The following is a 14,809-nucleotide window of genomic DNA, read 5'->3' as shown; positions in this document are numbered from 1 at the left end:
CTGACCTAGGGTTGCGCATTGCACTTTAAGGATTTGTTTACCATGGCGCTACGGGGGGTGGTTGCCGGCGTCTTTTTTCTGGCCGTTCTTAACGGCAACGCCGGTGCAAACGACGACATAGACTGCGCGCCGCCGGACGTGCGGGCGGTGGTCTGCGACGAACAGTCGAAGAAATACAGGGAAGCGCGAAACGACGCCGGGCCCGCTCAGGCCACGGGCGCGAAAGCTCCCGATGCGCCGCCGGCCGAGCCTGCGAGCCCGCCGCCACCCGCGAAGACGGCTGGGCCGCTGACGGGGCTTGCCGAAGCCGGCGCGCTGATGGTGCGGCTCAAGGAAGGCTCGGCCCGCGCCCAGGCCTGCCACAACGATATCATCAAGCTGCTGACCCCGTCGGAGGCGGCGTTCGCCGCCAGTTGCAAATGCGAGGGAACGAGCGAGATCAAGGCCGACGCCCCAGCCGACGAAAAACTCTCCAAGCGATTGTCGAACCTGCAGCTTCTCTCCGCGTGCCTGGAGGACGCGACGCAGGACACCCATGCCCTTGCGGCCAGCCTTGCAACTGGCGCCCCTCCTCCCCCCGCCGATCTCCTCCCGCCTCAACTGGAAATTCTCGGCGCCTGGGCCGGCGACCGGGCCATCCAGAACCTCAGATGCGAGAGCTCCACGGTGACCAACTGGGTGCGCTCGAAGTGCCTTTTCGACCCGGTCAAGCCGGGCGGCGACGTCAGCAGCAGCAATGCCTTGAAACGACGGACCGAGGTTGCGGCCTGCCAGATCGCCAATGTCGACATCACCACCGTGTGCGGAGGCTATGACCCCAATCCGCAGGGCGAACGGCTCATCAGCGTCTTCTTCCGCTGCGGCCCGGGCGGCCAGCAGCTGAGAGCCAGCATCGTCAGCGGCGGCACCTTGACACTGGTCTGCCCATGAGCGGGACCGAAACCACCCGGAGCGCGCGCTTGGCGCGCGACGGATGCGCGGCGCCCGCGCGCCGATGGCACCTTGCCGCGCTGCTGGTCGCGGCGGCCGCCGCTCTTTCCGGCTGCGCCGTCGCGGGATCGCAGTTTCTCGACGACACGCATGCCGTCTCCTGCCGCTCGGCCAGCCTTGGCAGCTACGCGCTGCCGCGCTCCGTGCTGCAGATCGCCGTGGTCGAGACGACGGACGGCGGAGGGAAACAACGCACCCTGGATGGTCCGAATGTACGGGCCGTTGCCGATCCGCGCCATGTCTACTGCCTCGACTATCTCGCGAGCCCGACCTCCGACGACATCGTCGACGTGAAGAAGACCAATGGCGGCCTGCTGACGCTAGTTGCCACCGATATCATCGACAGGAGCCGCGAGATCGCCGTCACCCTGACGCGGGCGGCCTTCACGCTCGCCACGGGTCTGCGGTCGCAGACGCTGGGCTCCGATACAACGCGCAGCGTCCCGTTCCGCTACGAGGTCGACCCGTTCGACCATGCCGACATGGCGGCGATGAACGAGCGGCTCTCCTCGCTCGGCTTCTGCCTGATCAATCCGGGCTGGTCCTTCGACCCGGACCGGGCCGGCATCGACGCATATTGCGATGCCCCCGAAAAGACTGCGCGACACGCTCCGCCGAAATGGGTCGCGGCCCAGAGGCGGCAAGGCGCAGGACGTCGCGGCGCCCTGTTGCCGACCACGCCGCTGGCGCCGAAGGTGACCGACAAGAGGCTGCTGTCCGGCATCCTCTACCGGCCGCGCCTCGATCACACGCTGCTGGTACTGGAAAAGCGCGCGCATCGCCGCTGGGAGCTGACCCGGCGCGAGCGGCTGTTGCTGGAAAACGTCTCGCCGATCCTCTCGGTCGGGGTGAGCCGCGCCTTCTTCTCCGACCGGATCACGATATTGCGGTTCGACAACGGCGTGCTCGGCAATGTCTGCATCTACAAGGGCAGCGAACTGGAAGCGGCCGCGACCGTCCCGTTCCTGGTGGCGAGCGCCCTCGTCGCCCTGCCGGCGACGCTGATCCAGGTGAAGATCAACACCGCGCAGGACCGCGAACGGCTGGCCGAGCTCGAGACCTACCTTGCCGACCTGCAGACCGAGATGATCGCCGCTCTGGCGGAAGACCGCGACCCGCGACTGGGCTCCGCCCCCTCCACCGGAAGCGCCAGCGCTTTGCCGGCGGCGGTCGCGGACGCGAAATTCAACGAGATCCTGAAAGCCGCGAAACTGGACGGAGAGCGCAAGACCGCCCGCGAGAAATGGCGGAAGCAGGCGTTCTTCTCCGACAAGGCGACGGATTACTACGGCTGCCCCGCGGCACTCGCCGGCCCATCGGTCGATCCGGTGGCCGGCTTTTCGAACCAGAAATGACAGGCGAGGCACAGGATGATTTCCACTCGCATATTCGCAAGGGCGCAGGAACAGGGACACGGTCGACGCCTGATCATCAGTGCCCTTGCAGGTCTCGCCACGCTCGCGACCGCCGCCTGCAGCATGGTCGGCACGCAGGACTATGAGACCGGCGGCGCCACCGCCACGAACGGGTGCCACGGCAGCGCGGGCTCGTATTTCCTGCCGAAGACCTACCTCAACATCTCGGTCGAGGAGACGGGTCCGACCGACGTGCGCGTCCAGACGCTCACGCCCGTGCGGCTTCCGGACCGGCGGCGCAGCTACTGCCTCGACTTTCTCGGCTCACCGACCTCCAACGACAAGCTCGCCATCGTCAAGACAGCAAGCCAGCTCCTGTCCAAGATCACCGCGAATGCCGAGGACAGGTCGGAAGAGATCCTCAAGACGATCGCCGACACCGGCTTTGCGCTGGCCAAGGCCGCGGCCCTGCGCAGCGAAGCGGGACTTCAGGCAGCCGGGCTGAAACGCAGATACAAGGATACGTTCGATCCGTTCGATCCGGCATCCATGCGGGTGCTCAACGATAACCTCAGGAGCTTCGGCCTGTGCGTCGTCGTGCCCGGACAGGACGAGGTCGTGTCGCTCGCGCATCTGTCGTCCGTGTGCGAGCGCAAGCTCAGCCGCCGCGAGCGCGACCGGCTTCTGCTCGGCTCGGGCAGCACGGGCGAACTTGCCTACCGGGAAGGCGGCGGCGCCGCGCTGCCGGCCGCCAGCTACAATCGCGGCATCCTCTATCGGCCTCGCCTGCCCTATGCGGTCTATGTGCTGACGCAGAAGAACCGCAAGCTCGCCGGCGGCTGGCAGATCCTCGACAAGTCGATGATCGCCATGGAGAACGAGGCGCCGATCCTGTCCGTCGGCGTCAATCGCACCTTCTTCGCGACCCGCACCACCACCCTGGATTTCGAAGAGGGAATGCTGCGGGACGTTACAATCGAAAAGACCAGCGAGCTTGAATCCTTCGTCAAGGTTCCGCTCCACATCGCCCAGGCCATCGTCAACCTGCCGGCCCAGATCATCCAGCTTAAGATCAATATCGGGAGCGGCGAGGCAAACCTCATTCGTGCGCGTGCCGATCTCATCTCCGCGGAAGCGCAACTGATCACCGCCCTTGCGGCCCTCAGGGAAGCGCGAGAGGGAACCGGTGGAAGCGGCAGCGGAGGCGGTGGAGCGACCGACGCGCAGACGGTGGCCGCCGGGCTGGCCCTGTCCTCGGGGGGAGGCGTGCAGGCCTGCATCGCGCGCTGCAGCAGCTTTGGCGGCAGCGACAGCTGCGAGGCGATCTGCGCGTGCCAGCTGCTGTGCTCTGGGCGCGGCGACACGCCGGACTGCGCCCGCTATTGCTCCATCGGACAGTAGGGGTTGCGATGGCCGGCCCCGCCCTCCTGCGTCTGGTGTGCTGCGTCGCGGCGATTGCCGGCGGGGCTTTGCTGCCGAGCGGGCCGGCACGGGCGCAAATGTCGGTCGAGCGAGAATTCCGCGACACTCTTGGCGACCTGAACGCACTGAGAGGCCAATTGGGCGAGGACTACGCGTCTGGCGCGCAGAAGATCGAGACATTCTCGGATCGTGGAAGCCAGACATTCACCAGCCCCGAGACCTACAGGGCGATATTCAACGACTGGATGGAACGGGGGGGACCAAGCCGGGGGCGCGACATCGAGACCGCGCTCGACCGCGATCCGCTGGTGCATAACCGCCTGAGCGCGCCGCGGGACAGCAGCCTCACCCCCTTTGTCGTCGGCATCGGGGCTCGCATCGTCGGACAAAATGCACAGACGGCAGGACAGCGGTTCCGCGAAACCGTTGCCATTCTCCAGACACGGGGCGCCGGCGAGGACGATGCTGCGCTTTCCGGTCTTTGCACCGGCGTACTGGTGAGCGATCTGACGGTGCTGACCGCCGCCCATTGCGTTTGCGATCTCGATCTGCTGTCGGCGGATGGCCGAGCGACTGCCGTGGTCGTCTACGATTCCGTTGCCGACCGGCGCGGCAAGTATCTGCTTGCCCCGATCGCCGAGCCTCGGTCCCGCTACGAGTACGGGCCGTTGCTGGCGGGCCAGCGTTCGAGCCGTATCGACCGCACCCGGCAGCCTGCCCTGCTCGACCCCGCCTTTTGCGCAGCGCTATCGCAGGGGCGCCTGCTGAAGGGGAGCGACCTGGCGCTGATCTATCTCGATCCCGACCGGACGGCCATGGACAGCCCCGCGGACAAGCCGGAATTAGTCGATCTCATCCAGGATCGCGCAAAGGCCCATTTCGCCCCGCTGGAGCTGCTGACCTCCCCCGCCCTGCAGCACATGACCGTCGTGGGCTTCGGGATCTCCGATTTCATCTCCGACGACCGCCGCTACTGGGGAAAGGTCGGCGTACGCGTGCCGGTCGCGGATCCGACCTGCAGCAGGGCCTATGCCCAGGCCAACTACGACTGCGCGCCGGGGCGGGAGGCCGTGCTCGTCGACGGACATACCGGCGGCGATACGTGCCAGGGCGACAGCGGCGGGCCGGCCTTCATCCGGTATTTCGGAGCCTATTACGTTGCCGGCATCACCTCGCGCGCCGCCACAGGAGGACGATGCGGTGAAGGCGGCATCTACACGTTGATCACGCCGCAGGTGATGGCCTGGATCAACTGGCGCAAGCGCGTCGGCGATCCGGCGTTCTGACCGGGCAAGCTGGGCGGATATCGAGACAGGGAACGGAAACCGCGAGACGGCGCAAAGGGGGATCGCAATGGACGCGGAAAGGACATCGGCATGCGGGCTGAAACGCGTTGTTGCGGCCCTGCTTCTGGCGACCTTGTTTCCGGCTGCAAGCGCGACGGCCAACGGGACGGGCGATACCGAAAAGGCCCCCTCGACCGAACCACCGCTCGTCCTCGCGCTGGATGCCTTCCTGGAGCGCGAGCGGTCCCGGCCGGAGGCGGACCTGCCCAGCGCGGCCTTCGCCCCGCCCTTGCCCGATCCGACGGATTTCACGCCCCTGCCGCCGGCTCCGGGCATGACGATCATCGGCGGACTGCCCGCACAGCCGGGCAGCCTGCGGGACATGGTCCGCCTGACGATGGTGCTGAAACATGGAGCCAGTCCCGCTAGGGAAGCGACAGAGTGCAGCGGCGTGCTGGTGCACCCGCAACTGGTGCTGACCGCCGCCCATTGCCTGATCCCGAAAGACCTCAACTTCTATCTCAGCGAAGTCACCGTCTGGTACGGACACCACCGCCGGGACCAGCAGCGCGCGCTTTCGCTCCCTCACCCGGCATCCTCAATGCTGATCGCCGGGCGCTACAGGCGACTTCAGCCGGAGCTGGGTTTCGATCTTGCGGCGCTCCACCTGCCGGAACCGCTTTCCGGCTCCGAAGTCATGCCGGCGCGTCTCGCCGATGACGAGATGCTGGAGAAGGACAGGCTGCATTTCTTCACCGCCGGCTGGGGCAAGACAGTGGAGACGGACAACGACCGGCTGACGAGCCCGCAGTGGCTTCTCTATGCCCGGCTGATGCTGCTGGATGCCGGCGAGCAGCCGGTCCCGCCCCATCAGCGGGACACGTGGCTGGAGCTGCTGTCCGGACCGCTTGTCAGCGGCGGCAGCGGGCCGGACGAGCCGATGTCTCGCGCCTGTGTCGGCGACAGCGGAGGCGGCTTTTATGCGGCACCGGTCCAGGATATCGGCCCCGCCATCGCCGCCGCCGCCGGACCGCGCCTGATCGGCCTGACCAGCTTCGGACGAAACGCGGATTTTTCGCCCGGAACAGGCGCGGCAGGCGATGACCCGAGCTTCTGCCTGCACCCACGCACGCTCAGCCACTTCACCAACCTCCTGGCCTACCATGCCGAGATCGCAGGAATGGCATCCGCTTTCGGCATCGATCCCAGCGAGATCGGGCTTGCTGGCGGGACGGAGCAATGACCATGAAGATCTTCAGGGACTACCCTCGTCGTCTGCTTCCGCCCGTCATCGTCATGAGCGTGCTTGTCCTGCTGCTCGGTGCCGGACGTGCTGCGGGCCAGGAGCAATTCCGCCAGGAGCTGCAGAACACCCGGCAGTTCCAGGAGCAACTCCGGGAGCTGCGCGAGCTGCGGGGCCTGGAAGGGTTGCGAAACCCCGGAGCCCTGCCCGGCCTCAATGGGAGCAGCGCGCAGCCCTGGCTGCAGAACGGCTGGCAGCCGCCTGCCGTCGCCGGGCAGCACGGCCAGCTGCTGCCGCAAACGGAGAGCTTGCGCCAGCAGAGCGAGACCTTGCTGCAGCGGCTCGATCCGCAGCTGGCCCGCCGGCTGAGCAATTTCCCTTCCGCGGAACCGGGCCTCGACCGGCTGTCGCAATTCCGCGTCCGGCTCGAGGAACACCTGCAGCTGCAAGACGAGCCAGAGCGGGCGTTGCGGCTGACCGCGGCCGACTTTGCCCGGGAGGGCTTTTCGTTGCGGCGCGAGGGGCTGTTGCCTTCGGCCTCTGCGCTGCTCGACAATCGCGAGATCGCCAACCTGCTTGCCGCGTCCGGCCCGCGTCAGGTCACCGTTGGCGAGTATCACGAGTTCCTGCGCCAGGTGCTCCAGGCAGAGCCCGGAACACCGGTCCTGGAGCAGCTCGGTCCCGACGGGTTTCCCTTCGCGGACGCAAGGTATTTCTCGATCATCGGCACAGTCGACATCCACAAGATGATCATCGGCGACGACGGCATTGCCGGTGTCGCCATGGAAGGTTCCGCCCGAATGGCTGCCGCCGCGACGTTCGGCGAGATAACCGCCTGCGACGTCGGTGCAACGACGAGCTATCGTATCGCCTGTCCGGGCCCGAGCCACGCGGAACGCCTGCAGCGGATGGCCGGCGCGGTCGCCCTCGTCACCGAGGCCGGTTTCGTGCGCCGCTCAGGCGGCGACATGCTGCTCGACCTGCTGCCTGCCGAACACTGCAAGTTCCAGTCGCGCAGCCATTGCTCGGGCTTTCTCGATGTCGACCGCAGGCACGTTTGGACCGCAGCGCATTGCCTCGCCAATCTTCATCTGATCGACACCCCGGGAACCGGCCGCAGCGAGCTGCCGGACATCGGCGAAACCATCGCCTGTCCGCCCGGAGCAGGCTTTCGGGCCGTGTTCGGCCTTGCCGCGCGAATCGGCGAGGAGCAGCCGCTTGCGCCCGGCAGCGTCTATGGCTGCCGGGCGGTGACGCGCACGAGCCACGATACGGTCAGGGTCCAGCTCGATACGGACACGGACGTCCCGCAGCAGCTCGCAGCCTCCGGCATGCCCGTCTATTCCGCGCAAAGTGCAGCCGGCGGCGATATTCCGCCGGGCACGCGGCTGGCCGGCTTCGGCTTCCCCCACACCGCCCGTCTCGCCATGCTGGCCAACGGCGCGGTGCACCCGTCGTCCTCCTGCACGGCGACGATCTCGTCCAACAGTTCCAAGGATCGCGAGAACCCGCTGCCGATCGACAGCCAGAAACCCGAGGCCGACTACCTGTGCATCTCCACCGACACGCTCTCAGGGGCCTCCGGTGGGCCGGTGCTGGCCGCCCTGCCGGACGGCGAGGTCGCGGTGGTGGGGATCGTGTCACGGGCCTACCGGGTGGAACTGGCGGAAGAGTGCAAGAGCACGAGCGAGGAGAGCGACCGGCTCAACCTCGCCTCCCGGATTTTCCCTCTGCCGCGCTAGGAGCACTGCGCCGCGCGGCGGCCCATCTCGATTTCCGCCAGGTTCTCGCTTTCGGCCTCCGCCAGTTCCCGCGAGATCGTTTCGCGCATATGCGCGGCAATCGACTGGATGTCGCTGTCGGAAAACGCCTTGGAGCGGTAGAGAAACCGCAGCACGCAGCCATCGCTGTAGGTCCGCGCGAAGACCAGCGCCTCATGCGGCAACGAGGCGCGGATGACCTGCGAACGCGCATCGAGGGAAAGACCGGCGGGCATCGCCTCGCTGACGTCGTAGCCATCGAGCGCGAAGCTGACCCCCGTGACCGGGTGGACATGCTCGTCGTCCGGCTCGCCGACCAGACGGGCAAGATCGCGGAAGCACACGTCCTGATGCCCGGGCGCGGCCTCCAGCATGCGCGACAGCTTGGCGACGATGGCCGATGTGCTCTGCCCCGCCCCGTTGATCCGCAGCGGGACGGCGCTGAACAGCAGGCCCAGCGTGTCGAGCAGTTCGGGGCGATAGCGCCCATGGGTGGTGACCCGGATGATCAGGTCCGAGACCCCGGAATGGGCGGCCATCGCCCGGTAGAAATGCGCCATCAGATAGGGAAAGACACTGGCGTTGAGCGCACGAGCGCGGGCAAGCAGCGCGCCGTGATCGACGCCGAGCGGCAAGGTCAGCATACGCGCCGAGAGATTCCTACGGTCGAGGCCGGAGACGAAGCGCGGCATCGGCGGTGCACCATCGATATGCGCATGCCAGAAGGCGGTGGCGCGGGCCCTGCTCTCGCCGGTCTCGGCGGCGATGGCCGCGCGGAAGGGGCTGCGCACCGGCACCGGCGCCCCGGCCAGCGCATCCTCGATGTCGCGGCGGATGTATTCGCGCGACATGCCGTCGCTGATGAGGTGATGCATGGACAGGACGAGACGTCCCGCGCCCGAGGGGCTGGTCAGCAGCAGGATCCGGAAGGGCCGCGCCCCGTCGAGGTCGAAGGTCCGCTCGCCGAAGGCGGTGGACAGAGGATCGAACTCTGCATCGTCGGCCGTGACCTCCTCGAAATCGGCCGGGCCGAAACCGTTCGAGACCATGGTCTGCAGCAGCGTGTCGCCATTCCGGCGGAAGCGCAGGTGGAAGCAGTCGTTGAGTTCGATCAGGCGCAGCAAGACGCGCTTCAGCCGCTCGGCCTCGGCAGCGCGGAACGGCATCTGAAGGGTCATGTTGATAGCGGCGCCGAAGATGTCCTTGCAGAAGATGTCGTAGATCGTCTGCTGACGGCTGGTGAGCGGCCGGTAGTCCCCGTCCGCCACGTCGAAGGATGCGGGGGCTTGGACCTCGTTCCCGTCTGCCGCCCCCTCACGCAGCTCCCCGCCATTGGCGAGGAGCCAGGCAGCGATGGCGCGCGGCGTGCCCGCCTCGTAGAAGCGCGACTGGGGAATGGCGATGCCGAAGGCCGTCTCCAGCTGCAAGGCGATCAGGCCGAACATCAGCGAATTGCCGCCAAGGCCGATGAAATCCGTATCGAGGCCGCAGGGGCGGCGCAGCACCCGCGAGATCACCTGCTGGACGTGGCGCTCGGCTGGGTCGCCATGGATGTCGCCGGAGAGGTCTCCTTGTCCGGCCGCGAGGAAGGCGGCTGCGTCCGCGACGAGCGCCTTGCGGTCGACCTTGCCGTTCAAGGTGACGGGGAAGCTGGCAAGATGCGTGTAGAGCGAGGGCATCACCGCCGGATGCAAAGCGTCCGAAAGGCGCTCGCGCAGGGCCGGTTCCCGGTCCGGGGCGCCCTGCCAGAACAGGGCAAGCGTCTCGCCAGGCACCTCGGGAGGCGACAGCTTGACCGCGACCGCCCGCTCGACGCCCTCGCATCCTTCGGCAAGGCGCTCGACCTCGCCGGCCTCGATGCGAATGCCGTTGACCTTCATCTGGTTGTCGAGACGGCCGAGCAGGAAGAGATCACCGCCGATGACCTCGCCCCTGTCGCCCGTACGATAGGCGTACCAGCCGGGCCGGACCTGCGGAAACGGATCGGCGCCGCCGTCGCGCTGGCGATAGCCGTTGGTCAGATGCGGCGAGGCGAGCACGATCTCGCCATTGTCGGCGAGTTCGAATGTCACGTCGTCGGCGATGGGGCGGCCCACGGGATAGAGCGTCCCGTTCGTCGGACAGTCTTCGTCGATCAGGCGGCAGAACTTCGCCATCGTGCCCTCGGACGGGCCGTAGAGATTGTAGATGCGTCCGCCATAGCGGCCGCGCAGCGCGGCAACCAACGGCACTTTCAGCGGCTCGCCGGCGAAGAACAGCGCCTTGACGTCGAGCTTGGGCAGATCGCCGGAGGTAAGCCACGCGGACACGATTGACGGCACCACATGGGCGATGTCGATCCGCTCGCTCGTCAGCCATTGCCAGCCGGAGGCGATGTTGAACCCGGCTTCCGCATCCGGAATGACCAGCGTGCCCCCCGTCACCAGCGGCAACAGCAGGTCGCGATACATCACGTCGAAGGACAGCGGCGTCAGCCAGGAGACGCGCGGCACCTCGCAGAAGCTGCCGACAAGACCCGACTGCCAGGCCATGAAATGGTCGATGCCCTCCATCGTGCCCTCGATGGCCTTGGGCTCGCCGGTGGTGCCGGAGGTGAAGGCGATGTAGGCGGCCTGACGCGGGGCGCGCGGCGCGATGCAGCCGCGCGCATCCGGCTGCGGCGCCTTGCCGTCCAGCTCGGCGACGATGCCGGCGATCTCCTGATGGTCGCTCAAGGTGTCGCACCAGTCGAGAAGGGCCTGCTGGCGGGCGAGCGGCAAGCGCCCGTCGACCGGAACGGCAACATCGCCCGATGCCATGGCGGCGAGAATGCCGACGCCGGACTCGATCGAGGGACGCCCATTGATCCCGACAAGCCCGCGGGCCGAGCGGGACAGGCCCTGGCGGCCGGCCCTGCGGATCGCCTCGTACAGGCCGGCATAGGTCAGCTGGCGGGCGCCCTCTTCCATCGCGACGCGGTCACCTTGACCGAAGGCAAGCTCCTCGATCCGCCGCAACACCGAATATGTCATACCCTTCTCCCGATGACCGCAACCAAACCCTTCTGCAGGACGTAGGAAACCGCGATGCAAGACGGCATCAATTCGGCCCTCAGGCGCTCTGAACGGGTTTTTTCTTGAAAGAGTTTGAGATTACAGATGTTCCGCACTTATGCAGGATCTGAAGAGGGGTATCACGACAACGTGGCGATGTAAATTTTCCCTATCACCAACCGCTGTTCGCACTCCATATTTCAGGAAATGCAACTTCTGGATGGGAACAAAGACCCCCTGCCGGGCGAGCGCGCCGTTCGCCTGGCCGCTCCTCGCCCGGTTGCCCTTGTCCCGTCAGATGGTCAACAGTCGGGCCGGTCGGCGCAGCCGACTTCCTGCCGGGCGGCCACGCGCCGCGATCCGGCCACTTCGACGCGGCTGCGCACGCTCAGGACATCCGCCATGTGCTTGCCGTCAGTTGCCCGGGTCACCCGGCAGCGGTGCCGCCACAACAGGTCGTCCCGCTCGAAGTCGACGAGCTCGATGGAGATGGCTTCGCCGGGATCGATATTGGCGTGATAGGCGACGCTGCGCCAACGGGTGATGGCGTTGCGCGCAAAGTCCGGATCGACGTTCCACTCCGCCCGGTCCACGAAGGCCGGGACATTGGCGAAGTAGAGAAAGCCAGCCCCGTTGAAGTCCTGCGAGGGACAGGGGAAGAACAGTTGCGGCCGATGATCGGCGGCAACGATCGCCCCCTCGTCCCAGGCCCACAAGGTGCCGTCGACACCGCCGTTCGCCAGGTTCGGCTTGCTGGCCTCGGAGACCGGCGGCAGACCCTGGATCTCGACGCGGACCACCGACCGGTTCGACGTCTGGCCGTTGCGGTGAACGAAGACCGAGACCATGCGCACCACACCGAGCAGGGCACCGCCGATGCTCAGCCGGTGCTCGCTCTGCACCTGGGTGCGCGACAGGCGGAACAGGCTGGAGCGGATCACCAGCGTGTCGTTTTCCTTGGCCAGATCGAAGCGCGCGCCCTCGATCCGCACGGAGCGGAACGCGGCATAGACCGTGTGCCCGGCCTCGTCATAGAAGTCGGGAAAGTCGTATTCCGCCATGCGCGCGAGCTGGATCCAGTGGCGATGGCCCAGCTCCTTCAGCAGCCATGCCTCCGACAGGCCGCTGAAGGCGAGATGCGGCATGCCGAGATGGACCCGGTGGGTGCTTGCCCAGCCTGTTGCGCGGTCCCGGTGGGACGCCACCCCTGGCCCGGACCGGGACCGGTTTCTCTCTTGCAGTGTCACGGGACATGATCCTCCGCGATTTCGGGGTCGGCAGGCCGGCGGGACGCCGCCTATTCGAGCCGGTCGGTTCCGGTATCCCTGGCCCAGAGCGGACCACGATCACGGCGCACCTTGCGTACCATCGCGTCGAAGAGCTTGGCGGCGAAGGCATCGCCCGCGACCAGCTCTTCGGCCGCCGCCGCGCTGCGGAGCCGCACCTCGTCGGTGAGAGGGGTATTGGCACCGGGCAGCATGCCGGCCTGGCACTGGATCTCGGCCGCGCGCTGCGCGTTGTAGAGCAGCCAGAAGGTGCGCGGCACGTCGCGCTCGCCGACCGCAATGCCGTGGTTGCGCAGTACCAGCACGTTCTTGTCGCCAAGGCTGGCGACCATGCGCGGACGCTCGTCGGCAAAGACCGTCACGCCCTCGAAGGCGTGGTAGCCAACGCGGCCGAAGAGCTGCGCACCATAGAAGTCGTCATAGGTGAAGCCGCCTTCCTTCAGCGCGATCGCGGAAATCGGCGTCGTGTGCGTGTGGGCGATGCAGTGGATGTCGTCGCGCGCCTCGTGGATCGCCCCGTGCAGGGCAAAGCCCGTCCGGTTGGCCGGATAGTCCGACGGCTCGACCAGGTTGCCCTCGACGTCGACCTTCACGAGATTGTCCGGCGTGATCTCCTCGTAGTGCAGCCCGAAGGGATTGACGAGGTAGTGGCGGTTGGGCCCCGGAACACGCAAGGAAATATGATTGAAGATCATCTCGGTCCAGCCGAGATAGGCAACGAGATGATAGAACTCGGCAAGCTGGACGCGCATGCGCCGCTCCTCGGCGGCCATCTCGTCCTGCGCCTCGCCGGATTTTGTGCTGGAAACCGTCTTCAGCATGGCTGTCTCCCGTTCGGATGGGGCTTGACCCGGCGGGCGCGCCGCCGGGCCTTGGGCACGAGGGTCAGTGGGCGTGCTGGATCAGCGCGGTCAGAACGCTGCGGTCGCCGGAGAAGCGCTTGCGGCCATGGGCGACAAGGATGTTGTCGAGGACGAGCACGTCGCCCTTCTGCCACTGCACCGGCTTCTCGTTCTCCAGCAGCACGTCGTAGATGTGCAGCACGTCCTCGGCCGCGATCTCCGTGCCGTCGCCGTAGCGCATGTGGTCGAGAAGCTGCGGCGCCTCCTCGAGCGCGCGGGCCAACCGGTCGGCGGCCTCGGTGCGGCCGTCGAGCCGGGCCCATTTCAGCGCGGAGACGGGCGAGAAGATGTGCACCTGGTTGAACCAGACATCGTCGCCGGAGCGCGGGTGCTGCCGGGTGGTGGGCCGCACCTCCTGCCACAGCTGCATCGATCCGTCGTCCAGCCACTCGTAGCGCCAGCCGGACTTGGCGGCGACCTTCTCGGCGTCCTCGCGCCGGTCGGTAGCGAAAACCTCGTGCCAGGTCTTGGGCACGCCCGGCCGGGAGGCGACCTTCTCCGGCAGCGGCAGGTTGCGGCAGAGCTGCACACCGCCATGGACCTCGAAGCGCTCGCGGACCTTCGGGTCGATGGCCCGGGTGATCGCGCGCATGTCGCCGATGGTCGTCTGCCCGCCCTCTTCCGGCGGCCGCTCGCAGAAGAAGGAGATGCGGTCGGGCGAATTGTCCGTGTAGGACATTTCCTGGTGCAGCGGGATCGAGTAGGACCCGGGGATCTCGGTCGCGGTCATGATCCGGCCGTTGACGACCTTGCGCGGCGAGGTGCCGCCGACATAGTCCATCAGATCGGGCGCGACCACGTCGAGGACCTTCTGGTAGTCGCTGGACGTGTGAACGCAGTCGAACCCGCGCAGCAGGACGCCACCGTTTTCATCGAGCTGCGCGGAAATCCGGTCCTTGGACTCGGCAAGATAGGCGGCGAGCTCGTCGAGGCTGAAACGGGCGCCGTCGCGCGGCGACCAGACCACGATCGGGACATCGGGACCGAGAGTGCTTTCAACGTGCTGCATGACGCGAACTCCTGGTTGGGGTGGGTCGGAAGGCCGGCCTTACGGCTTGACCTGGAAGATCGTGGCGAGCGCCGTCGCCACCAGCTTCTTGCGCGTGCCCGAAAGGGCGTAGACATCGGCGCGGCAGACGGCATGGCGCCCGCCGTAATTGAGCACCTGGCCGTGGCCGACCAGCGTCTGGCCGACGGCGGGAGCGAACATGTTGAGCTTGTATTCGGAGGTCACGACATCGCCGGCGACGGAGGCGGCCGCCCAGGCGCAGGCGCTGTCGGCCAGAAACCCGATGATGGCGCCATGGCCGAAGCCGTGATGCTGGGTCAGCTCGCGGCGCATGGGAATGCTAATTTCCACCTCGCCGTAGCGATAGGTATCGAGGCTCGCCCCGACCCATACCGCGAAAGGCGTCTTGCCGATCACTGCTCCAATCTCGTCACGCGAGAGAACCGGCAGTTTTTCCTCGGACATGGACCTGTCTTCACCTCGTCACGTTTGCAAAAAATCCGCGGACCGGACGGGCCTTGCCG

Annotated in this window: 11 protein-coding genes; 6 read left to right on the top strand and 5 right to left on the bottom strand. The window is 67.0% G+C overall.

Annotation, left to right across the window (positions count from 1 at the left end; translation table 11 throughout):
* The first annotated feature begins 18 nt into the window (after positions 1–18).
* The 6 genes from H7H34_RS03265 to H7H34_RS03240 all read left to right on the top strand — a co-directional run bounded on the left by H7H34_RS03265 (position 19) and on the right by H7H34_RS03240 (position 8,038).
* The gene (locus H7H34_RS03265; RefSeq protein WP_185924245.1) at positions 19–930 is read left to right on the top strand and encodes a hypothetical protein; all 912 of its coding nucleotides are present in this window, start codon (positions 19–21) and stop codon (positions 928–930) included.
* Positions 931–959: 29 nt separating this feature from the next.
* Positions 960–2,345 carry a hypothetical protein gene (locus tag H7H34_RS03260; RefSeq protein ID WP_185924244.1) on the top strand — a complete coding sequence of 462 codons (1,386 nt, stop codon included), beginning with the start codon at positions 960–962 and terminating at the stop codon, positions 2,343–2,345.
* Between the two features lie 15 nt (positions 2,346–2,360).
* Positions 2,361–3,746, top strand: a complete 1,386-nt coding sequence (locus H7H34_RS03255) for a hypothetical protein (protein ID WP_185924243.1) — start codon at positions 2,361–2,363, stop codon at positions 3,744–3,746.
* Between the two features lie 8 nt (positions 3,747–3,754).
* Positions 3,755–5,053, top strand: a complete 1,299-nt coding sequence (locus H7H34_RS03250) for a trypsin-like serine protease (protein WP_185924242.1) — start codon at positions 3,755–3,757, stop codon at positions 5,051–5,053.
* Between the two features lie 67 nt (positions 5,054–5,120).
* A complete protein-coding gene (locus tag H7H34_RS03245) occupies positions 5,121–6,296 on the top strand; it encodes a S1 family peptidase (protein WP_185924241.1) in 1,176 nt (391 codons plus the stop codon).
* A 2-nt stretch (positions 6,297–6,298) separates the two neighbouring features.
* Positions 6,299–8,038 (top strand): trypsin-like serine peptidase, encoded by a 1,740-nt coding sequence (locus tag H7H34_RS03240; protein WP_185924240.1) that lies wholly within the window; start codon positions 6,299–6,301, stop codon positions 8,036–8,038.
* Here the strand turns inward: H7H34_RS03240 and H7H34_RS03235 are convergent.
* From H7H34_RS03235 to H7H34_RS03215, 5 genes are all read right to left on the bottom strand, one after another.
* Entirely contained in the window at positions 8,035–11,067 is a 3,033-nt protein-coding gene (locus H7H34_RS03235; protein ID WP_185924239.1) for an AMP-binding protein, read from the bottom strand. The genes H7H34_RS03240 and H7H34_RS03235 overlap by 4 nt on opposite strands.
* A 323-nt stretch (positions 11,068–11,390) precedes the next feature.
* Positions 11,391–12,293: a Pnap_2097 family protein gene (locus H7H34_RS03230; protein WP_371811347.1), complete on the bottom strand. Its 903-nt coding sequence runs from the start codon at positions 12,291–12,293 to the stop codon at positions 11,391–11,393.
* Between the two features lie 92 nt (positions 12,294–12,385).
* Entirely contained in the window at positions 12,386–13,195 is an 810-nt protein-coding gene (locus H7H34_RS03225; RefSeq protein ID WP_120268507.1) for a class II aldolase/adducin family protein, read from the bottom strand.
* Positions 13,196–13,259: 64 nt separating this feature from the next.
* The gene (locus tag H7H34_RS03220; protein ID WP_185924237.1) at positions 13,260–14,285 is read right to left on the bottom strand and encodes a TauD/TfdA family dioxygenase; all 1,026 of its coding nucleotides are present in this window, start codon (positions 14,283–14,285) and stop codon (positions 13,260–13,262) included.
* Between the two features lie 39 nt (positions 14,286–14,324).
* Entirely contained in the window at positions 14,325–14,750 is a 426-nt protein-coding gene (locus tag H7H34_RS03215; RefSeq protein WP_067220273.1) for a PaaI family thioesterase, read from the bottom strand.
* Between the last annotated feature and the right edge of the window lie 59 nt (positions 14,751–14,809).

Origin of the sequence: Stappia sp. 28M-7 (assembly GCF_014252955.1) — a bacterium.
Taxonomy (GTDB): Bacteria; Pseudomonadota; Alphaproteobacteria; order Rhizobiales; family Stappiaceae; genus Stappia.
This window is presented reverse-complemented; position numbering and strand designations above follow the sequence as displayed.